Genomic DNA, 24,503 nt, shown 5'->3' with positions numbered 1-24,503 from the left:
GGAGCGGGCTTGCTCGCGAAAGCGGTGGGTCAGCCGACCAATGCATCAACTGACACTCCCTCTTCGCGAGCAAGCCCGCTCCCACATTTGGACCTCCATACATCAGGGAGATAGCAATCTGCTTTTGATCTGCTTTTGATCTGGCTGTTGATCTTCGGCGCCCCGTAAAACCACGACCGCCATCGAAGGCACCCCCCCTCCCACATTTGGAGCCGTGTGCAAGCGTCAAGACACCACCTCCCCAATCACCGCGGGCTCAAGCCACCACTGTGCCAACCCCTGAACATTCGGCGCTTTGAGCAACGTAAAGTGGTTCCCTGCGCCATACCAAACCTCCAACCCATTGCCCTGGCGCCGCCAGCCTTCGATCATCAACCCCTGCTCCCGCTGATTGCCCGCCGCATCCAACGCCGGGTCTTGCGCCAACACCAAACGCACCACCCCGCGATAACGCTGCGATGGTCGATACACCGTACGCAACGCCACCGCATACGTACGCGAAGGTCCGTCCATCGCATCCACCGAAGAACGCCCCGGCAACAACCCCACACCCACCATCCCCGCATGCAACCACTGCCGCTGGGCCACTTCATCGCGCCCGGCAAAGTCCGACGGGTCGATTCCCAGCGACTTCCCGGCCGACAGTTGCATCGCCTCGATCAAGCGCAGCAGCGCCGCCGTCGAGGTATACGGCCGCCCCACCACACCATTGCCACCAGGCGACTCACTGTCGATCACCGTCAACGACGCCACTTCACGCCCCGCCGCCTGCAAGCGCAACGCCATCTCCAGCGCCACCCAGCCGCCGAACGAATGTCCCACCAGATGCACCGGCCCCACCGGGCACTCGTGTTCCAACGCAGCCAGGTAGCACTGCGCCGCCGCTTCCACTTGACTGTGAGGTACCGCTTCGCCGTCCAGACCACGGGGCTGCAAGCCATACAGTGGCCAGTCGCGCCCCAGTGCCTCACTCAAGCCGACGAATCCAGTGACGCTGTCACCCGCCCCCGGCACGCAAAATACTGGGGCATGCCCAGCCCGGCCGCTTTGAATCCGCAGCAAGGGTTGATGATGGCTTTCACTGACCGGCACACACGTGGCCAACGCTTCGTTCAGTGCGCGGCCCAAGGCCTGAATATGCGGGACCTGCATCATGCTCTGGTGATCCCCAGGCACTTCGACCTGACGCAGCTGCCCTGGCGCCAAGGCGTCGCTCCAACCCAAGGACGGACTGCGGCGCGACAGTTCCGTGGGCCGCTCTTGCGCACTGAACAGATGCACCGGGACCGGCAGCGGGAACAGGCTGTAATGCGCCAGCGCATGCCCATGCCCGACTTCCCGCTCGATAAAATTCAAGAGGTCCGTGTCAGCCGCTTCCGCCATTTGCGCGTATAGCAGACTTTGATCGCGACAGCGTTGCAGCAAGCCCGCAAAGTCCAGCTGTCCAATGCCTGCCTCCAATTGCTCAAGGCTCGCCAGCTCATTCACACCTCCCTGGTTTTTCCAATACGCGGTGCACTGCAACAGCAGATGGCGCTTGAGTGCATCCGCACCGCTCCAGCGCGACTTACCTTGGTCGGTCATGCGCGGCACGTAACTGTCGATCAGCCCGAGAAACGCCACCGGCTCGTCCAACCCCAGCAGTTGCATGGCGACCTCATACGCCAACACACCACCGAACGACCAACCGGCGATCCGGTACGGCCCGTGGGGCTGGAGCCCCCGAATCAAGCCGACCAGGCGTGCTGCCAGGCCTTCCAGGGTGTTCAGGTGCGGCTCGCCAAGGGCAATACCCGGCAAGCCATAGATGGGATAGTCGCCCGGCAGGTGCTGGCCCAACGCCGGGAAATACACGTGCATACCGCTGAACTCGTGCACCAGAAACAGCGGCGGTTGCGAACCGGCGCCACGCACCGTGATCACCGACGTTTCACGCACCGGCTCATCGGTGCGCTGGCGCAGCATCGCGGCAATGGACGCCACGCTGGCATGCTGGAACAACTCCGCCAGCGACACCTGCAAGCCCGCTTCTTCCGTCAGGTTGACCAAGCGAATCGCCAACAACGAGTGCCCACCCAACTCGAAGAAACTGTCATGGCGCCCCACTTGCTCGAGCTTCAGCACCTCGGCCCATAGCGACGCCAAGGTCTGCTCCAGCGCGTCCGCCGGGGCCTCGAAATCACGGCTGACCTGGGCATCCATTACCGGCATCGGCAAGGCTTTGCGGTCGACCTTGCCATTGGCGGTCAGCGGCAACTGGGCCAACGGCACAAAGGCCGACGGCACCATGTACTCCGGCAACTGGCCGTGCAGGTGGGCACGCACAACCTCAACACCGACGGGGTCGCCCGCCCACGTGAAATACGCCACCAGACGCTTGTCGCCCGGCACGTCCTCACGAGCCAGCACCACCACGTCCTGGATGCCCGCGAAGGCAGCCAGGCGCGCTTCGATCTCGCCCAGCTCGATACGGAAACCGCGGATCTTCACCTGGTGATCATTACGCCCGATGCACTCCAGCAGGCCCTCCGCCGTCCAGCGCCCGAGGTCGCCGGTACGGTACATCAGGCGACCCGGATTGAAGGGGTCGTCCACGAACTTCTCGTCCGTCAGCTCAGGCCGGTTCAGATAGCCGATGGCCACGCCATCGCCACCGATGCAGATTTCGCCACTCACGCCCAACGGCACCGGCTGCAATTGCGCATCCAGCACATGAATCAGGGTGTTGGAAATCGGCCCGCCGATGGGCACGCTGTCGGCGTGTTCGGCCACCGTACGCACCTCATAGGTGGTGGCATAGGTGGTGGTTTCCGTCGGCCCGTAGCAATGCACCAGGCGCAAGCCCGGTGCCCGCGCCAGCAGTGTGCGGAATGCTGCCGGGTCGGCGCGCTCACCGCCGCAGAGGAGGATGCGCAAACCGGCCAGGGCATCCGGAATCATCTGCACGTACTGGTTGAACAGTGCCGTGGTCACGAACAGCACCGTGGCACCCTCCAGGGCAGCGCCGAATGCAGCCGGGTCGAGCAGCGTGGCAGGGTCGATGACCTGCACCTGGCCGCCATTGAGCAACGGACCCCACACGTCCATGGTGCTGGCATCGAACGCCGGGTTGGAGGCGAACGCCACGCAATCACTGGCATTGAAGTCGGCGTAGCCATTGTTGAGCACCAGGCGGGTGATGCCGCGATGGGGCACCAAAACGCCTTTGGGCGTGCCGGTGGAACCGGAGGTGTACATGATGTACGCCACCTTGTCCGAAGACTGCGACATATCCGGGTTGTGGCTCGGTTGCGGGTCGAGGGCCAGGGTGTCCAGGTCCAGCCGTTGCGCCGAGTGCTCGGCGCCCGTATCGCTGCGGGTCAACAACCAAGCCGCGCCGCTGTCTTGCAGCATGAAACCCTGGCGCTCGACCGGTGCGTTGATGTCCAGCGGCACATAGGCAGCGGCGCATTTGAGAATGGCCAACTGGCTGACCAGCAAGTCCAGCGAACGCGGCAACAGCATCGCCACGTTGTCACCCGGCTGTACGCCCAAGCCCAACAGGTGGTGGGCCAGGCGGTTGGCGCGGGTGTTCAAGTCGCCGTAGCTCAGGCGTTGCTCGCCGTGCAGCGCCGCCACCGCGTCAGGCCGCGCCTGGGCTTGGGCTTCGAACAGACGCTGCACCGTGTGTTCACGGGGATACGTGCGAGTGGTCGCATTGAAGCCCTGCAACTGCTCGCGTTCAAGGGTGGGCAGTATCGGCAAGCGGCCGATGGCGATGTCGCTGTTCTGCTCCAGTGCCTGCACCACATGCTCAATGGCGACATTCAGGTAATCGCACAAACGCCGGGCGCCCTGCCCCATGGCCTTGAGGCTGAAACCGTCGCCCAGGTCGTCGACGCTGACCGACAAACCATAGTTGGTGTGTTCCTCGGCCTTGAGCAATTGAATGCCTTGCCATGCCTCGTCCACCCCACCGGCGCGGGGGGCGCTGTGACGGTAGTTGAACAGCACGCTGAACAACGGCGTTCCCACCGGTACGCCACTGCAACGCTGGGCCAATGCCAATGGCGCATGCTCGTGGCTAAGCAGTTGGGTCAGGCGCCCATGGGTGGCGCGCAGCGCATCACGCACCGAGTGCTCTCCCAGGTCCACCCGCAGCGGCAAGGTGTTGATAAACACCCCCATGGCGCGTTCGGCCCCTTCGCCCCCTTGCAGGCGGCCAAGCATTACCGTACCGAACACCACCTGTTCGCGGCCCGACACCTTGCCCAGCACATGGGCCCAGGCCAGGTGCATCAGGCTCGCCGCGCTAACACCGGCAAGCCGCGCCTGGCTGCGCAGGCGCTGGCTCAGTGGCAGCGCAATCGCCAGTTGCACCTGCTCGTTGAGGCCCAGGGGCTGCACCTCGGTCGGTTCATCGATGTCACCGAGCATCTCGCGGAAAAATCCTGCGTGATCCTCCACACCCAGCCAAGTCTGGGCTACGTAGTTGCGATAGGGCACGGCCACGCCCAAGGTGCCCTGAGTCCCCAACAGAAATGCCTGCAAGTCGTGCTGCAGGATTTCCAGGGCGATGTGGTCCATCACCAAATGGTGGAACAACAACGTGGCGACCACCCCCTGGGCCGCCTCGGTGCAGACCAGGCGCATCAGCGGTGCCTGGCCCAGGTCGAGCCGTTGCGGCAACGGTCCGGTCTCGACCTGTAGCGACGCGGTGCGCCACACCACTTGCACCGGTTCTTCCAGGCCATCCCAGTGGAACGACGAACGCAGCACGTCATGACGCTGGATCACCGCCTGCAACGCCTTGGCAAAGGCGGCCAGGCGCGACTGACTGTCAAAGGCAAACTGCGCCTGCAACACGTAGGCATCGGCGGCCTGGGTCGCGCGGTGGTGATAGAGAATCCCCGCCTGCAACGGCGCCAGGGCGTAGATATCCTGCACATTCGCAGCACCACCGGGAATGCACGCGACAATGCGGTCGATGGCCGCTTGGTCGAGCTGGATCAACGGCAGCATGTCCGGTGTGATGTGGGTGCAATCCCCGGCAATTGCGTTGGCCGGCACCACCACTTCGCGCCCGCCACCCAATGCCGCCGCCAGGGCCGACAACGTCGGTTGGCCAAACAGCACCTTCACATCCGCCGACAACCCAAGACGCCGCATGCGCCCCATCAGGCTGACCGCCAGCAACGAATGCCCGCCCAACTCGAAGAAGTTGTCGTGGCGGCCTACGCGTTCCACATTGAGCAACTCCGCCCACAGGCTGGCCAGGGTGATTTCCGTGTCGCCCTGGGGCGCTTCGTATTCACGCACCACCCGCGAATCCAGGCCGGGTGCCGGCAGTGCCTTGCGGTCGAGTTTGCCGTTGGGGCTCAGGGGCAACGTCTCCAGATGCACGAAGACCGCCGGCACCATGAATTCCGGCAGGTGCTGCAGCAAATGGCTGCGCAACGTGTCGATGGCGGTGTGCTCACCGGTGTAATAGGCCAGCAGGCGATTGTCACGGGCAATCACTGCCGCTTCCTTCACTTGCGAAAACTCGGTGAGTCGCGCCTGGATTTCCCCCAGTTCGATACGCAGGCCACGGATCTTCACCTGGTCGTCATTGCGCCCCAGGTATTCGATCGTGCCGTCGGGCAGGTAGCGACCCACGTCCCCGGTGCGGTACATGCGTCCGGCGTTGAAGGGGTCGTCGAGGAAGCGTTCGGCGGTCAACTCAGGCCGATTGAGATAACCCCGTGCCACTTGCACGCCGCCGATAAACAGTTCGCCCACCACGCCCAGCGGCACTGGCTGCAACTGCCCGTCGAGCAGGTACATGCGGGTGTTGGCAATCGGCTTGCCGATGGGTGTGTTGTCCGGCGTCACCGGCCCGGCGCAGTTCCACGCCGTCACGTCCACCGCGGCTTCGGTGGGGCCGTACAAGTTGTGCAACTCGCTGCCCGGCAGTTGCTGCTTGAAACGTCGCACCAGGCTGCCCGGCAACGCCTCACCGCTGCACATGACCCGTACCAGCCCGGCTGCCTGGCTCACGTCGCCGTGGGCAAGGAACACGTCGAGCATCGACGGCACAAAGTGCAAGGTGGTGATGTGTTCCGCCTCGATCACCTCACAGAGATAGGCCGGGTCTTTATGCCCGCCCGGGCGCGCCATCACCAGGCGTGCGCCGGTGAACAGCGGCCAGAAGAACTCCCACACCGACACATCGAAACTGAACGGGGTTTTCTGCAGCACCGTATCGTCAGCCGTCAGCCCATATTCGTCCTGCATCCACAGCAGGCGATTGACCACCCCGGCGTGTTCGTTGATCACGCCCTTGGGCTGGCCGGTGGAGCCGGAGGTGTAAATCACGTACGCCGTCTGGCTCGGCACGTGAAGATTGTCGACGGGCAGGTGTTGCCAGGTCGGGCGGTCCAGGTCGACCACCGGCACCTCACGCGCCAGCGTGTGCGTAGTGCCCTGGGCCAGCACCACCTGCGGCGCGCTGTCCTGGAGCATGTAGGCAATGCGATCCAGCGGGTACGCCGGGTCCAACGGTACATAACCGGCACCGGCCTTGAGAATCGCGTACAGGCCCACCACCATTTCCAGGCCGCGCTCCACACAGATCGCCACCCGTGAGCCCGGCTGCACACCGAGTTCCAGCAGGTGATGGGCCAGCTGGTTGGCCTGTGCGTTGAGTTCGGCGTAGGTCAGTTGCTGGTCACCGGCCTTGACCGCCACCGCGTGGGGCGTGCGTTCCACCTGAGCCTCGAACATCCCATGCAGGGTCTGGTCGAGGTTGTAATCCACCTGCGTGGCGTTGAAGTCGGACAGCAGGTGCTGGCGCTCACGCTCATCCACCAGTGGCGTATGTTCCAGTACCGCCTGGTCGTTATCGACCATGGCCTGCAACACGCGGGTGAAGTAGCCGACGTAACGCTGCATTGTCGACTCATCGAACAACGCGATCGCGTATTCCAACGTGCCGATGATGCTGCCCTGCACTTCTCCCAGGTCCAGGGACAGGTCGAACTTGGCGAAGTGGCTGTTCTCCACGATGCCTTCCAGGGCCAGGTCGCCCAGCGCCAAGGCCGGGGCGCTGCTGTCCTGCCAGGTCAGCAGGGTCTGGAACACCGGGCTATGGGCCAGGCTGCGCACCGGACGGATGATTTCCACCACCTGTTCGAACGGCAAGTCCTGATGGGCCTGGGCCGCCAGCGTCAGGCCCTTGACCCGCGCCAGCAGCGCCTCGGCGCTCAGCTCGCCCGAGGTGTCGATACGCACGGCCAAGGTGTTGACGAACAGCCCGATCAGCCCTTCCACCTCGCTGCGCGTGCGGTTGGCCACCGGCGTGCCGATCACCAGGTCCTGCTGCCCGGACAGCCGCGCCTGCAACGACGCCCAGGCCGTCATCAAGGTCATGTACAGCGTGGTGCCATGGCGTTGGCTCAACGCCTTGAGCCCGGCGGTGAGGCGTTCATCCAGGTGCACGGCGACGCTGCTGCCAGCGTAGTCCTGCTGCGCAGGCCGTGGACGGTCGGTGGGCAGTGTGAGCAAGGCTGGTGCGCCGTCCAGCGCCTGCTGCCAATAGGTGCTTTGGCGATGCAGCACTTCGCCGCTCAACCACAGGCGCTGCCACACGGCAAAGTCGCCGTACTGGATCGGCAGTGGCGGCAACGGGTCGGGCTGGCCATGGCTGAACGCACGGTACAGCGCCATCAACTCACGGGTCAGCACGCCCATGGACCAGCCATCGGAAACGATATGGTGCAAGGTCAGCAACAGCACATGGTGATCGTCGGCCATCACCACCAGGCGCCCGCGCAGTAACGGGCCGCGCTCCAGGTCGAACGGCGCCGACGCTTCACCGTGGATCAAGGCGTCCAGCGCCTGTTGCGGTTGTGGGTGGCGGCGCAGGTCCTGCACTTGCAAGGGCAACATGTCCTCGGCCGGAACGATCAGCACATGGGCCTCGTCGCCGTGCTGGGCAAAACGGCTGCGCAGGGTGTCATGCCGTGCGACGATCCGCGCCAGCGCACGTTGCAATGCCTCCACATGCAATTGCCCACGCAGGCGCAGGCCGATGGGGATGTTGTAGGCGGTGTTGGCGCCTTCCATCAATGCCAGGAACCATAGGCGCTGCTGGGCGAAGGACAGCGGGATGTCTTCATCGCGATTGGCCGGGAGGATATCCGGCAAGGTGCTGCGTCCGGCGCGGGCCAGCACGTCGGCAACCGCGGCCAGTTCGGCGTTGGCAAATAGATCACCGAGCAGCAATTCGACGCCCAGGCGCTGGCGGATCTGCGACACCATGCGCATCGCCAGCAACGAATGCCCGCCCAGTTCGAAGAAATGATCGCGGCGCCCTACCCGCTCAACCTGCAATACATCGGCCCAGATCTGCGCCAGCACGCTTTCGATTTCACCGTGGGGCGCTTCGTACTCGCGGGTAAATACGGCGGCCATGTCCGGTGCCGGCAAGGCCTTGCGGTCGAGCTTGCCGTTGGCGGTCAGCGGCAGCGCCTGCAGTTTCATGAAGGCGACCGGCACCATGTAATCCGGCAGGTGCGCCACCAGATGGGCGCGGATGTCGCCTACGGTCAGCGGGTCCAGCTGTGGGTTTTCGGTGAAGTACGCCACCAGCCGCTCGTCACGCACCAGCACCACGGCTTCGAGGATACCGGGCAACTGGTTGAGCTGGGTTTCGATCTCGCCCAACTCGATGCGCACACCGCGGATTTTTACCTGGTCGTCGTTACGGCCCAGGTACTCGATATTGCCGTCCGCCAGCCAGCGCACCAGATCGCCGGTGCGGTACATGCGCCCGCCGTTGAACGGGTCTTGCAGGAAGCGTTCGGCGGTCAGCTCCGGGCGGTTCAAGTAACCCCGCGCCACGCCCTTGCCGCCCACGTACAGTTCGCCCGCCACACCCAACGGCACCGGGCGTTGCTGTTCGTCCAGCACATACACCGTGGCGTTGGCCACAGGTTTGCCGATATGCAGCGGCTGCCCCGCCTCGACCTTGCCGGAGGTGGCGACCACCGTGGCTTCGGTGGGGCCGTAGTTGTTGATCAATTCAAAGCGCTGGGCCCGGGCAAACTGGCGCAGGCGATCGCCACCGATCAGCAAGGTGCGCAACGTGGGATGTTCGATCTGCTGGCTGAAGGCATATTCGGCCACCGGCGTCGGCAGGAAGCACACGTCCAACGGTTGCGCACACCACCACGCCAGCAGCGCGTCGATGTCCTCGGCGCCGTCATTCGCGGGCGGCAGGTGCAGGGTCGCGCCCACACACAGCGCCGGCCATACTTCCCAGGCCATCGCGTCAAAACCGAACCCCGCCACGCTGGCGGTGTGGCGCCCGGCACACAGGTCGAAGGCGCGGCAATGCCAGTCCACCAGATTGGCCACGGTGTGGTGCTCCACCATCACGCCCTTGGGCAAGCCGGTGGAGCCGGAGGTGTAGATCACATACGCCAGGTTCGACGGTGTGACCGCGACCGTGGGGTTGCTCGCCGAATGGTGCTGCCAGGTGTAGCGATCCAGGTTGATCACCGGCACGTCCAGCACCGGCAGGCGCTCAAGCAAGGCGTGCTGGGCCAGCACCGCCACCGGGGCGCTGTCGGTCAGCAGGTAGTTCAGGCGCTCGGCCGGGTGGGACGGGTCTACCGGCACATAGCAGGCACCGGCCTTGAGGATCGCCAGCAACCCGGCCAAGGTGTCCAGGCCTCGGCGGGCGACGATGGCCACGCGGTCGTCGGGCCTCACGCCCAGGGCGAGCAAGTGGTGGGCCAGCAGGTTGGCTTGCTGGTTCAGCTCGGCATAGGTCAACTGCCGGCCTTGATGCACGGCGGCGATAGCCTCGGGCGTGAGCGCGGCCTGGGTTTCGATGCGACCGTGCAAGGTGGTGCCTTGGGGGAAGTCGGCCTGGGTCGCGTTGAACTGTTGCAGCAGCTGTTGTTGCTCGGCGGCGGGCACGACCGAAACCTGATTGAGCGGTGTGTGCGGCGCCTGTTCCAGCGCGGTCACGAGGTTTTCCAGGGCGGTTTGCAGGTAAGCGCAGACGCGCTGCGGGTCCACCAAGGTGCTGGCAAGCAAGCTCAAGCCAAAGCCATCGCCCAGGTCATCCACGCTCAAGGTCAGCGGGTAGTTGGTGCGTTCTTCGGCACTGAGCGCCGCGATGCCTTGCCAGGCTGACACGGCTGCAGCACTGGCGGTCGGGGCACTGTGGCGATAGTTGAGCAACGCACTGAACAGCGGCGTCGGCGCCACCACGCCGCTGCAACGCTGGGCCAGGGCCAATGCGGCGTGTTCGTGGCGCAACAGCGTGGTCAGCCGCGCGTGAGTGGCCTTGACCCCGGTGCGCACGTCTTCGGCGCCCACGTCCACACGAAACGGCAAGGTGTTGATGAAGATCCCCAGCGCCCGATCGGTGTCATGGCTGCCTTGCATGCGGCCCATCAATACCGTGCCGAATACCACCTGTTGTTTACCGGCCAGCACACCCAGTACTTGCGCCCAGCCCATGTGGAACAGGCTGGCGGCGCTCACCCCCAGTTGCCGGGCTTGCACACGCAAGCGCTGCCCCAGCGCCGGCGCCAGCGGCAGGCTGACTTCGGCAATCCCACGGGCATCGCCCTGCACATCCTGCAGGCCAAACGGCAAGGTCGGCTCACTGATGTCGCCGAGCATCTGGCGGAAGAAGCCCTCGTGCTCCTGCTCGCTGATCCCCAGGCGCGCCTGGGCCACGTAGTTGCGAAATGGCACCGCCTGACCTAATGCTGCGCCCTGCCCCAGCAGGCACGCCTGCAGTTCATGGCACACCACTTCCAGGGCGCTGTGATCGAGGGCCATGTGGTGGAACAGCAAGGTGGCGACGATGCGCTGATTGGCCGGATCTTCGGCACGCACCAGACGCAACAGAGGCGCCTGGGTCACGTCGAGGCGATAGTGGCGCGCATCGAACAACGCGTGCAGCTGCGCGGCGATATCACCGTCAGCCGGGTCCAACGCCAACGCCTGTACCGGCAGCCGCGCCTGGCGCCAGACCACTTGCGACGGTTCCTGCAAACCGTCCCAGACCACACCGGTACGCAGGATGTCATGGCGGTCCATCACGCTTTGCAGGGCTTGGGCGAATGCGTCGAAACGCGCCAGGCTGTCGAACGCAAACTGCGATTGCATCACGTACGGATCGCCCTGTTCGGCGCTGACGTGGTGAAACAGAATGCCTTCCTGCAATGGCGCCAGCGGGTAGATATCCTGGACATTCGCCACGCCGCCCTCCACCGTGGCGACGATGCGGTCGATCTCGTCCTGGCTCAGTGTCGACAAGGTCAACATGGCCGGCGTGATGCGCTCGGCGCCCGCCGGGATGCCATTGGCGGGGACTTCCACTTCGCCAGCCTTAGTCGCCGCATACTCGCCGGCCTTGATCAACTCGATCAGCGCCGGTTTGTGCTCGCGCAACGCGGTGAGGATCGCCGGGTCACCCAGCGCTTGTTTGTTGCCTTGCACCGACAACTGCTCGCCTTTCAGCGCCAATTGGATGTCCTTGGTTTTCAGCGTCGCCAACAGCTCAGAAATGCTCACAGGACGATCTCCATTCGTTCAGTTATAGCGGCGTAGCCGGCCAGGGTCGGCTGTTCGAACAGCGCCCGCACATCGGCTTCCAGGCCTTCCTGGCGCAGGCGTCCGATCAAACTCACGGCCAGCAGCGAGTGCCCGCCCAGTTCAAAGAAGTTGTCATGGCGCCCGACCCGCTCTACGTTGAGCAGCTCGGCCCACAGCTTGGCCAGGAGGATTTCGGTGTCACCTTCCGGTGCCGCGTACTCGCGTACGATCAGCGCGTCCATACCCGGCGCTGGCAAGGCCTTGCGGTCGAGCTTGCCGTTGGGGCTCAGCGGCAGCGCGTCGAGGTGCATGAACAACGCAGGCACCATGAAGTCCGGCAGGTGCAGCAGCAGGTGCGCGCGCAGGTGTTCGATATCGGTGGGTACGCCCGTGTAGTAAGCGACCAGCCGGTCTTCGCGGGCGACCACGGCGGCCTCGTTGACCTGCGAATGCTCCAGCAGCCGCGCCTGGATTTCGCCCAGTTCAATGCGCAGGCCACGGATCTTCACCTGGTCATCGTTGCGACCCAGGTACTCGATATTGCCATCGGGCAGGTATCGGCCGACGTCACCCGTGCGGTACATGCGCCCGTCGTTGAACGGGTCATCGAGGAAGCGCTCGGCGGTCAGCTCAGGACGATTCAAGTAGCCACGCGCCACTTGCACGCCGCCGATAAACAGCTCGCCGACCACGCCCAACGGCACTGGCTGCAACTGCGCATCCAGCAAGTACATGCGCGTGTTGGCAATCGGCTTGCCGATCGGCGTGTTGTCCGGCACGTCGGGGCGCATGCAGCTCCAGGCGGTCACGTCCACCGCCGCTTCGGTCGGGCCATACAGGTTGTACAGTCCGATCCCCGGCAATTGCTGTTTGAAGCGCCGTACCAGACTGCCCGGCAAGGCTTCGCCACTGCACATCACGCGTACCAGTCCGGCCGCCTGGCTGACATCGCCATGGGCCAGGAAGACATCCAGCATCGACGGCACAAAGTGCAACGTGGTGATGTGTTCAGCCTCGATCACTGCGCACAGGTACTCAGGCTCTTTATGGCCACCCGGGCGCGCCATGACCAGACGTGCGCCGGTGAACAGCGGCCAGAAGAACTCCCACACCGACACGTCGAAACTGAACGGGGTTTTCTGCAGCACCGCGTCATGGGCCTTGAGGCCGTAGGCGTCCTGCATCCACAACAGGCGGTTGACCACCCCGGCATGTTCGTTGATCACGCCTTTGGGCTGGCCGGTGGAGCCGGAGGTGTAGATCACATAGGCCTGATGCTGCGCCGTAAGGCCCGCAACCTGTGGGTTGCTGGCGGGCTGCTGTTGCCAGGTGCCGTGGTCGAGGTCGACTACCGGCACATCGCCCAGCAACGCACGGGTTGCGCCTTGCGCCAACACCACCACAGGCGCGCTGTCTTGCAGCATGTAGGCCAGACGCTCGCGTGGGTACGCCGGGTCCAGCGGCACATAACCGCCGCCGGCCTTGAGGATCGCGAACAGGCCAATGACCATGTCCAGGCCACGTTCGACGCAGATGCCCACCCGCGAGTCCGGCTGCACGCCGAGTTCACGCAGGTGGTGGGCCAGGCGGTTGGCGCGCTCGTTCAGCTCGCTGTAGCTCAGGTACTGGTCACCGGCCTTGACCGCCACGGCCTGCGGCGTGCGTTCGACCTGGGCCTCGAACAGGCCGTGCAGGGTTTGGTCGAGGTTGTAGTTCACCTCGGTCGCGTTGAACGCCACCAACAGTTTTTGCCGTTCCTCGGTATCCAGGATCGGCAGACGGTTGAGTGCCTGATGCGGCGCCTGCTCCAGCGCTTCAACCAGCCCGGCCAAGGCAATCTGCACGTAACCACACACCCGCCGCGCATCGAATTGCGCCAGCGCGGTGACGTCGTAACCATCGCCCAGGTCATCCACGTTCAAGGTCAACGGGTAGTTCGTGCGGCCGTCGTTGAGTAGCGTCTGCATGCCTTCCCAGGCCTGCTGCGCCTCGGCCGATCGCGTTGCCACGCCGCGATGGCGATAGTTGAGCATCGAGCTGAACAGCGGCGCCGGCGCCGCCACGCCGCTGCAACGCTGGGCCAGGGCCAGGGACGCATGTTCATGCCCGAGCAACGCGGTAAGCCGCGCATGGGTGGCACGGACGGCAGCGCGTACGCCTTGCTTGTCGATATCAAGGCGCAGCGGCAAAGTATTGATGAACACACCCAGTGCGCGGTCGGCGCCCTCGCCACCTTGCATTCGACCCACCAGCACGGTACCGAACACTACGCTGTGGCGACCCGAAGTGGCCGCCAACACTTGGCCCCAGGCCAAGTGGAACAGACTCGCCGTGCTCACGCCGAGCAAACGAGCCTGGGCGCGCAGGCGGCGGTTGAGGTCGCTGTCCAGGCGCAGGCGGTGTTCTTCGATCGCATTGCCGTCGCCACGCACATCCTGCAGGCCGAAGGGCAACGTCGGCTCATCGACATCACCGAGCATCTCGCGAAAGAACGCTTCGTGCTCCTGCTCGCTCACGCCCAAGCGCGCCTGGGCCACGTAGTTGCGATACGGCATCGGCGCCGAAGTCGGGGCGGCCTGACCGAGCAAGTGCCCCTGCATTTCACGCAGCACCACGTCGAATGCGGTGTGGTCGAGGGCGATATGGTGATAGAGCAGCACCACCACCACGCGTTGATTGGCCGGGTCCTGAGCGTACTTCAAGCTGATCAAGGGTGCCTGACTGATATCCAGGCGATAGCGCCGCGCATCGAAACGCGCATGCAGGCCGGCCAATACATCGCCTTGCAATTGCAGCTCTTCAAGCGGTAATTCAGCCTTGCGCCACACCACTTGCAGCGGTTGTACCAGGCCTTGCCAGACTACGCCGGTGCGCAGGATGTCATGGCGGTCGATGACCTGTTGCAGCGCCTGGGCGAAGGCGTTCAGGCGCTCGACACTGTCAAACGCCAGGTGCGATTGCAGCAGGTACGGGTCGCCCTGCTCGGCGCTGATGTAGTGGTACAGGATGCCTTCCTGCAGCGGCGCCAACGGGTAAATATCCTGCACATTGGCAGCACCGCCGGGTACTTGGCTGACGACGTGGTCGATAGTCGATTGATCGAGGTCCACCAGAGACAACATATCCGGGGTGATGCGCGCGCAATCAACAGCAATGCGGTTGGCCGGGACCTGCACTTCGCGGCCACTGCCCACGGCGGCAGCCAGAGCGGCCAAGGTCGGCTGGCCGAACAACACGCGCACATCGGCGCTCAGGCCCACCTGGCGCATGCGTTCGATCAGGCTGACCGCCAGCAACGAATGCCCGCCCAGTTCGAAGAAGTGGTCATGACGACCGACTTGCTCCACCTGCAACACCTCGGCCCAGATCCGCGCCAAGGTGGTTTCAACCTCGCCTTGGGGCGCTTCATAGTCACGGCTGAGCAAGGCGGCTTGATCCGGCTCCGGCAGGGCCTTGCGGTCCAACTTGCCATTGGCGGTCAGGGGCAGCGCGTCGAGCTTGACGTAGGCCACTGGCACCAGGGCGTCAGGCAGTTGGGCTTGCAGTTGCTCGCGCAGGCGCTCGATAGCCTGGGGGTTATGTTCGGTGAACCAGGCTACCAAGCGGCCGTCACGCACCAGTACCACCGCTTCGGCGATACCGTCCAAGGCCGCCAGGCGGCTTTCGATTTCGCCCAGTTCGACCCGCACCCCGCGCACTTTCACCTGGTCGTCGTTACGGCCCAGGTACTCGATATTGCCGTCTGGCAACCAGCGCGCCAAGTCGCCGGTACGGTACATGCGCCCTGGATTGAACGGGTCTTGCAGGAAGCGCTCGGCGGTCAGGTCCGGGCGATTCAAGTAACCCCGTGCCACGCCGCTGCCGCCCACATACAACTCACCGGCCACACCCACCGGCACCGGGCGCAATTGCCCATCGAGCAAGTAGGCATGGGCATTGGCGATGGGCCTGCCGATGTGCAACACCTGCCCGGCGCGTACGCGGCCGGAGGTGGCAACCACCGTGGCTTCGGTGGGCCCGTAATTGTTGATCACCGCAAAGCGCCGCTCCTGGGTGAACTGGCGCAGGCGGTCGCCACCGATCAGCAGGATGCGCAAGGTCGGGTGCAGCAGGTTCTGGCTGAACGCGTATTCGGCCACTGGCGTCGGCAGGAAGCTCACATCCAGAGGCTGTGCCAGCCACCAGGCCAGCAGTTCATCAATGTTTTCATTGCCGATGTTGGCTGGCGGCAGGTGCAGGGTCGCCCCCGCACACAAGGCCGGCCAGACTTCCCAGGCCATCGCGTCAAAGCCAAAACCGGCGACGCTGCTGGTGTGGCTGCGCGCATCCAGGCCAAAGGCCTCGCCATGCCAGTGCACCAGGTTTTCCACGGTACGGTGTTCCACCATCACGCCCTTGGGCTGGCCGGTGGAGCCGGAGGTGTAGATCACATAGGCCAGGTGCGCCGGGGTCAGGGCCAGCGGTTGTGGGTTGCTGACGGCGTGGTGCTGCCAGCTGTCGCCATGCAGGTCCACCGTGCTCACCGCCCCCAGCAGGCCACGGGTACTGGCCTCGGCCAACACCGCCACCGGGGCGCTGTCCTGCAGCAGGTAGGCAATGCGCTCAGCGGGGTAAGCCGGATCGATGGGCACATACCCGGCGCCGGCCTTGAGAATGCCCAGCAGGCCGACCAGCATCTGTGGGCCGCGACGGCAACAGATTGCCACGCGATCATCTGGCTGCACGCCCCGTTGCAACAAGTGATGAGCCAGTTGATTGGCGCGTTGGTTGAGTTGCTGATAGGTCAGGGATTCGCCGTCTTGCTGCACGGCAATCGCGTCGGGTTGACGCTCGACCTGAGCTTCAAAGGCACCGTGTACGGTGTGCCCCGTGGGAAAGTCCGCCGCCGTGGTGTTGAACTCGCGCAGCAGGGTGTCGCGCTCCGCCGCCGGCATAATGTGCAAGCGGTTCAGGGCTGCGGTGGCGCTACTTTCCAAGGTCGCCACCAACTGCTCCACGGCGCTGTGCATGTAGCCGCACAGCCGCTGGGCGCCGATCTGTGGCAGCGCCAGTACGGTCAGGCCAAAGCCTGCGCCCAGGTCGTCCACGCTCAGGGTCAGCGGATAGTTGCTGCGCTCTTCACCGCCCAACAGCTGCACGCCTTCCCAGATACCGTGGCCGTCACGGGCCATTTCGCCGGGGGTGCTGTGGCGGTAATTGAGCAGTGCGCTGAACAGCGGCATGGACGTCGCCACCCCACTGCAACGCTGGGCCAGGGCCAAGGAGGCATGTTCGTGGCCGAGCAAGGCACTCAAGCGTTTATGGGTGGCCTTGACCGCATCGGCGGCACCGACGGCCACATCCACCCGCAGCGGCAAGGTATTGATGAACATCCCCAACGCACGGTCGGCGCCTTCGCCGGCCTGCATACGGCCCATCAACACGGTGCCGAACACCACATCGTCGCGACCGGAGACCAGTCCCAACACTTGGGCCCACGCCAGGTGCATCAGGCTCGCCGCGCTGACGCCGAGCAACCGCGCTTGTTCACGCACGCGCAGCGCCAGTGTGGCATCCACGGGTTGCTCAGCCTCTTCGATATCGCGGCCGTCGCCCTGCACGTCCTGCACACCAAATGGCAAGGTCGGCTCATCGACATCGGCGAGCATCTCGCGGAAGAACTGTTCATGCTCCGTCACGCTCACACCCAGGCGGGCCTGGGCCACGTAGTTGCGAAACGGTGCGGCGGCGGGCAAATCATCAGCCTGGTTGAACAGGAACGCACGCATCTCCTGGCCGACCACTTCCATGGCGGTGTGGTCCAGTGCCAAGTGGTGGAACAACAGGATGGCCGCGACTCGATTATTCGCCGGGTCCTGGGCGTAGACCATGCGCAACAGCGGTGCCTGGGTGATGTCCAGGCGGTAGTGACGCGCATCGAAACGGGCGTGCAATTGCTCGATGACGCTACCGTCGGCCGGGTCCAGGGCGACTTCTTGTACCACCAGCTGTGCGTCGCGCCACACCACTTGCACCGGGCTGTCCAGGCCTTCCCAGACCACGCCGGTGCGCAGGATGTCGTGGCGCGCGACCACCTGTTGCAGCGCGCCCATGAAGCCGTGCAAGCGCTCAAGGCTGTCGAACGCCATGCGCGATTGCAGCAGGTACGGGTCGCCCTGCTCGGCGCTGATGTGATGGTAGAGAATACCTTCCTGCAACGGCGCCAGCGGGTAGATATCCTGCACATTCGCCGCGCCGCCCGGGACGCTGGCGACGATCCGGTCGATAGCGGTTTGATCCAGCTGCACCAGTGTCAGCATCGACGGATCGATGTGGGCACAGCCCGCAGGGATGCCATTGGCCGGCACCACGATTTCGCGACCACTGCCCACCGCCGCCGCCAATGCCGCCAGGCTTGGCTGGCTGAACAACACGCGCACGTCAGCGCTCAGGCCGACTTGGCGCATGCGTTCGATCAGGCTGACGGCCAGCAATGAGTGCCCGCCCAGTTCAAAGAAGTGGTCGTGACGCCCTACACGTTCGAGTTTGAGCACGTCCTGCCAGATCTGCGCCAGCTGGGTTTCCACCTCGCCTTCCGGTGCCTCGTAGCCACGGCTGAGCAGCGCACTCTGGTCCGGCACCGGCAGGCCCTTGCGGTCCAGTTTGCCGTTGGCGGTCAGGGGCAACAGTTCCAGCCAGACATAGGCCGAGGGCACCATGTAGTCCGGCAACTGGCCTTGCAGGTGGGTGCGCAACGCTTCGATCGGCAACGCTGCGTCGGCGGTGTAGTACGCCACCAGGCGCTTGTCACCCGGCTCGTCTTCGCGGGCCAGGACCACGACATCCTTCACCCCGGCGAACGCGGCCAGGCAGCTCTCGATTTCTCCTGGTTCGATGCGGAAACCGCGAATTTTCAGTTGCAGGTCATTACGCCCCTGGTACAGCAACGTACCCTCGGCCTGCCAGACGGCCAGGTCGCCCGTGCGGTACAGCAGGCCCTCACCAAAGGGGTTCGGGATAAATTTTTCAGCGGTCAATTGCGGTTGGTTCAAGTAACCCTTGGCCACACCCGCGCCACCGATGTACAGCTCGCCGACCACGCCCAGCGGCAGCGGTTGCTGGCGAGCGTCGAGTACGTAGGCTTGGGCATTGGCAATCGGTCGACCGATGGGGATGCCGCCCTCGCCCACGGCGTTGATTTCAAAGGTGGTGGAGAACGTGGTGGCCTCGGTAGGCCCGTAGCCATTGAGCAGGTGCTGGGGTTTGCCGTGCTGGAGCACGCGGCCGATCACCAGCGGGTCGAGCACATCGCCGCCGACGATCAGGTAACGCAGCTGGCGGAACACCGGCATCAGCGCATCGGCGTACTGATGGAACAACCCGGCGGTCATCCACAACACGTTGACGGCCTGCTCCTGCAACAGCGCCGCGAATGCCGCCTGGGACAGCAACACCGCATGTTCGACCACCACCACGCAACCGCCATTGAGCAACGGCGCCCACACATCGAGGGTGCTGGCGTCGAAGGCCGGGTTGGAGGCGAAAGCCACGCGATCATGCTCGTTGAAATCGGCGTAACCGTTGTTGAGCACCAGACGCGAGATGGCGCGGTGTGGCACTTGCACGCCCTTCGGCGCGCCAGTGGAACCGGAGGTGTACATGATGTATGCCACGCTTTCCGAAGTGTGTGCCACGTCGGGGTTGCGCGGTGACAGCGCGTCGAGGTTCAGGTCGGCCAGGGTATTGAGCACCCGGTGTGCGCCGCTGTCCTGCACCATGAACGCCTGGCGTTCCAGCGGGGCGTTGATGTCCAGCGGCACATACACCGCCGCGCACTTGAGGATCGCCAACTGACACACCAGCAGATCCAGGGAGCGTGGCAGGGCAACTGCCACGCTTTCGCCGGGTTGCACGCCTTGGTTGATCAAGTGATGGGCCAGGCGGTTGGCGCGACGATTGAGATCGCGATAGCTCAACGACAACGGTCCATGCACGGCTGCCACGGCTTCCGGTCGGGCCAGGGCCTGGGCCTCGAACAGTTGGTGCACGCTGAGCTGCGACGGGTATTCGCGGCGGGTGGCGTTGAAATCCACCAGCAGTTGGTGACGCTCGGCAGGCGGCAGGATCGACACCGCCTGCAACGGCGTGGTCGGCGCTTGTTGCAAGGCGCTGACCAGATGGCGCAGCGCAGTGAGCATATAGTCACCCACCCGTTGCACATCCAGGCTGGCTACGCCCTGCACTGTGACCGCGAACCCTGTGCCTAGGTCATCGACGTTGAGCACCAGCGGGTAGTTGCTGCGCTCTTCGGAGCTGAGGATTTGGATACCGGAAGCGGCAAACGGGCTGTCTCCCGGGGCTTCACCCGGCGCACTGTGACGGTAGTTGAGCAGTGTGCTGAACAGCGGCAACGATCCCGGCACGCCGCTGCAGCGCTGGGCCAGGGACAACGAGGCGTGTTCATGGCCCAGCAGTTGCGCAAGCCGTGCATGGGTGGCACGCACGCCGGCTTGCACACCAACAGCGCCCAGATTGACCCGCAGCGGCAAGGTGTTGATGAACATCCCCAGTGCACGGTCGGCCCCCTCGCCGCCTTGCATTCGGCCGAGCAATACGGTGCCGAACACCACATCCTGCTGGCCGGAAACCTGACCCAACACCTGCGCCCAGGCCAGGTGCACCAGGCTGGCGGTGCTCACGCCCAACTGTCGAGCCTGTTCGCGCAGGCCCTGGCTCAGCGCCGGCTCCAGGGGCAAGTGGGCTTCGATGATGCCGCTGCCGTCGCCATTGACGTCCTGCAAGCCGAACGCCAGGGTCGGCTCGTCAAGATCGCCGAGCATCTCGCTGAAAAAGGCTTCGTGCTGGGCCTGGGTCACGCCGAGGCGGGCCTGGGCCACGTAATTGCGATACTGCACCGGCTCGGGCAAGTGCGCGTCACTGCCGGCCAGGCTCGCGCTCATCTCCTCCACCAGCACTTGCAGGGCGGTGTGGTCGAGCAGAATGTGGTGCAACAACAGGATGCCGACAAACCCGCCTTGCTCCTGGGTGTAGGCGAAGCGCATCAGTGAGGCGCGAGACAAGTCGAGGCGATAGTGGCGCGGATCGAAGCGTTGCTGCAGGTGAGCCAGGCCTTGGGTTTCAATATGTTCGACTGCCAGTGGCGCCTGGCGCAGCACCACTTGCACCGGCTCATCCAGGCCTTCCCAAAGAATGCCGGTGCGCAGGATGTCGTTGCGGGCGATCACGCTGTGCAGCGCCTGGATGAATGCGTCCACCGCCGCTTGATCATCAAAACGCAGCTGCACCTGCAACACGTAAGGATCGCCTTCAGTGGTTGCCAGATGGTGATAGAGGATGCCGGCTTGCAACGGCGCCAGGCCGTAGATGTCCTGCACGTTGCCGATGCCGCCGGGCACGCTGGCGACGATGTGATCGATGGCCGCCTGATCCAGCGCCACCAACGGCAGCATCTCGGGCGTGATGTGCTGGCTGCCTTCAATGATGAGGTTGGCCGGGACCTGGACCTCGCCCTGCCCACCGACCGCCGCCGCCAACGCTGCCAGGGTCGGCTGGCCGAACAGTACGCGCACATCGGCACTGAGGTCGACCTGGCGCATGCGTTCGATCAGCTTGACCGCCAGCAGGGAGTGGCCGCCCAACTCGAAGAAGTTGTCGTCACGGCCCACGCGGTCGAGCTTGAGCAGGTCCTGCCACAGGCCGGCGATGGTGGTTTCCACCGCGCCTTGCGGGGCTTCATAGCCACGGCGTACCAGCGCGTCGGTATCCGGGACGGGCAACGCCTTGCGATCAAGCTTGCCGTTGGTGGTCAGTGGGAATTTATCCAGCACGACGAAGGCGCTGGGCACCATGTAGTCGGCCAGGCTCAGTAGCAGATGATCGCGCAGGACGGCGGTGCTCAGTTCGCCCTCAGCGATCACGTAGGCCACCAGGCGCTTGTCGCCCGGCTCGTCTTCACGGACAATCACCACGGCATCGCGCACGCCATCGGCGGTGGCCAGGCGCGCCTCGATTTCGCCCAGTTCGATACGGAAACCCCGGATCTTTACCTGGTCGTCATTACGCCCCAGGTATTCGACGCTGCCGTCGGCCAGCAGACGGCCGAGATCGCCGGTCTTGTACATGCGCAGGCCGGTGGCCGGGTCGGCCAGGAAACGCTCGGCGTTCAGCGCGTCGCGGTTCAAGTAACCGCGCGCCACACCGGCACCGCCCACGTACAACTCGCCCACCACGCCAAACGGCAACGGTTCGCGGTGTTTATCCAGCACATACAGCTGCAAGTCGGGGATACGTACGCCAATCGGACTGACGCCGACCAACTGGGCATCCGCCGCTTCCAGGGCGCGATAGGTCACATGCACGGTGGTTTCGGTGATGCCGTACATGTTCACCAGTTGCGTACCGGCGTTGATGGCGCGGGCATACCAGGGTTTGAGCAGGCCCGGTTCCAGGGCTTCACCGCCAAAAATCACCTGGCGCAGGGAATGCACGTCCGGGCTGCGGCCCTGGGCGGCGATCAGTTGACGGAACGCGCTGGGCGTCTGGTTGAGAATGCTCACGCCCGCTTCACACAGCAGCGTGTAGCACTCATCCGGCGAGCGGCTGACCAGTTGCGGCACGATCAACAACTGTCCGCCGTGCATCAGCGCCCCCCAGATTTCCCACACCGAGAAGTCGAAGGCGAAGGAATGGAACAAGGCCCACACATCGTTGTGATTGAACCTGAACCAGTGTTCGGTGGCGGTGAACAACCGCGCCACCTGGCGGTGTTCGATCATCACGCCCTTGGGTAGGCCGGTGGAGCCAGAGGTGTAGATCACGTAGGCCAGGTTGGCCGGGCTCAGGTGCAGCCGCGGGTTGACGATGGACTCCTGGCGCAAGCTGTCGAGGTCGATCTGCGGCAGGTCGCCGACCAGGTGGCGGGTGTTGGCTTGTACCAGCACGGCCAGGGGTTCGCTGTCCTGCAAGGTGTAGGCGATACGTTCCAGCGGATAAGCCGGGTCGATGGGCACATAACCGGCACCGGCCTTGAGGATGCCGAGCAAGCCGATGATCATTTCCGGGCCCCGCTCGACGCAGATCGCCACACGGTCGTCGGGGCGCACGCCTTGGGCCAGCAGGCGGTGGGCGACCTGGTTGGCGCGTTCGTTGAGTTGGCGATAGGTCAGGCGTTGGTTGTCGAAACGTAGCGCGATGGACTCGGGATGGGCGGCGGCATGGGTTTCGACTTGCTGGTGGATCAGGGTGGTATCGGCGTAGTGCGTGGGGCTTTGGTTGAGGTCGTGAAGCAGGGTTTGACGCTCGGCGTCGGGGAGAATGTTCAGGCCGCCAAGCGGCGTATCCGGTCGCTGCTCCAGGGCATCGGCCAAGCTTTCCAGGGCCGTGTGCAGGTAACCGGCCACGCGCTGCGCGCCGATGGACATCGCCACCATCACGGTCAGTGCGAAGTCTTCCCCAAGGTCATCGACATTGACCGTCAATGGGTAGTTGGTGCGTTCCTCGGCGCCCAGCACTTGGATACCCTCGGCGACGTCAATCACTTCGGCCATATCGGTAGCGGCGCTATGCCGATAGTTGAGCATCGCACTGAACAACGGCGTCGGTGCCGCCACGCCGCTGCAACGCTGGGCCAACGCCAGGGACGCGTGTTCGTGGTTGAGCAAGGTGGTCAGGCGCTCGTGGGTCGCCTTGACCCCGGCGCGCACGCCCTGCTCGCCCACATCCACGCGCAGTGGCAAGGTGTTGATGAACATGCCCAAGGCACGCTCACCGCCCTCACCCGCGCCCATGCGGCCGAGCATCACCGTGCCGAACACCACCGCATCACGGCCAGACACCACGCCCAGTACACGGGCCAGGGCCAAGTGCAGCATGCTCGCCACGCTCACCCCCAGTGGTCGCGCCAAGGCACGCAGGCGGCGGCTCAACGTGCTGTCGACGAGGATGCGCGCTTCATCGATACCCTGGCCATCGCCTTGCACATCCTGCAGGCCGAACGGCAAGGTCGGCTCGTCGATATCCGCCAGCATCTCGCGGAAGAACGCCTCGTGGGCCTGTTCGCTGACACCATGGCGCACTTGGGCGATGTAGCTGCGAAACGGCACCGGCTCACCGGCCTGGGCTTGTTCGCCGGCCAGGTACAGTTGGATTTCATGGCGCACCACATCGAGGGCGGTGTGGTCGAGGATGGTGTGATGGAACAGCAGCATCGCCACCACCCGCTGGTTGGCCGGGTCGGCGGCGAACACCAGGCGCAGCAGCGGCGCCTGGCCCAGGTCCATGCGGTAAGTGCGTGCATCATAGCGAGCCAGCAGTTGCGCCAGGGCATCGCCGCCACTGACGCGGACTTCCTCACAGGCCAACGTCGCCTTGCGCCACACCACTTGCAGTGGTTCGTCGAGACGCTCCCAAGCCATGGACGTGCGCAGGATATCGTGGCGATCGATCACCCACTGCAAGGCCTCGGCGAAGGCGTCCAGGCGAGCGCGGCTGTCGAACACAAACTGTGCGTGCAGCACGTAGGGGTCGCCCTGCTCGGCTGAGAGATGGTGATAGAGCATGCCTTCCTGGAGCGGCGCCAGGGGGTAGATGTCCTGCACATTGGCCGCGCCACCGGGGATGGCGGCGACGATACGGTCGATGGCCGGCTGATCGAGGTTGACCAGGGGCAGCATGGCCGGGGTGATGCGGTAAGCCGGGCTCAGCCAGTCACCGCCATGCTCGGCCACCAGCGCCAGCAGCCGTGGCTTGTGGGCGATCAGTTGATCCCACAGCACGTCGTCTAGGGCTTCGTCGTCGCCCAGGATAATCAGGTCGCCTTCTTCAGTTTGCAGACGGATCGCATGGGTGGAAATCGCTGCCAATAATTCGCTGAACTGCATGGGGTAACCTGCCTGATAAGTCACGGTTGAAAAGAAAGTCCGTTT

At 64.6% G+C, this 24,503-nt stretch carries 2 protein-coding genes; both read right to left on the bottom strand.

What is annotated here, in order from left to right; genetic code table 11:
• Nucleotides 1-225: 225 nt before the first annotated feature.
• Nucleotides 226-11,559: an amino acid adenylation domain-containing protein gene (locus AC07V4_RS07815; protein ID WP_492635310.1), complete on the bottom strand. Its 11,334-nt coding sequence runs from the start codon at nt 11,557-11,559 to the stop codon at nt 226-228.
• Nucleotides 11,556-24,458 carry an amino acid adenylation domain-containing protein gene (locus AC07V4_RS07810; protein ID WP_492635311.1) on the bottom strand — a complete coding sequence of 4,301 codons (12,903 nt, stop codon included), beginning with the start codon at nt 24,456-24,458 and terminating at the stop codon, nt 11,556-11,558. Before AC07V4_RS07810 ends, AC07V4_RS07815 begins: the two co-directional genes overlap by 4 nt.
• Nucleotides 24,459-24,503 lie beyond the last annotated feature (45 nt).

The sequence above is a fragment of the Pseudomonas sp. GW821-FHT03A09 genome (assembly GCF_059421065.1).
This window is presented reverse-complemented; position numbering and strand designations above follow the sequence as displayed.

Excerpts from the sequence above, each read along its gene's own strand:
- AC07V4_RS07810 (WP_492635311.1), bottom strand. The coding sequence starts at position 24,458 with ATGCAGTTCAGCGAATTATTGGCAGCGATTTCCACCCATGCGATCCGT.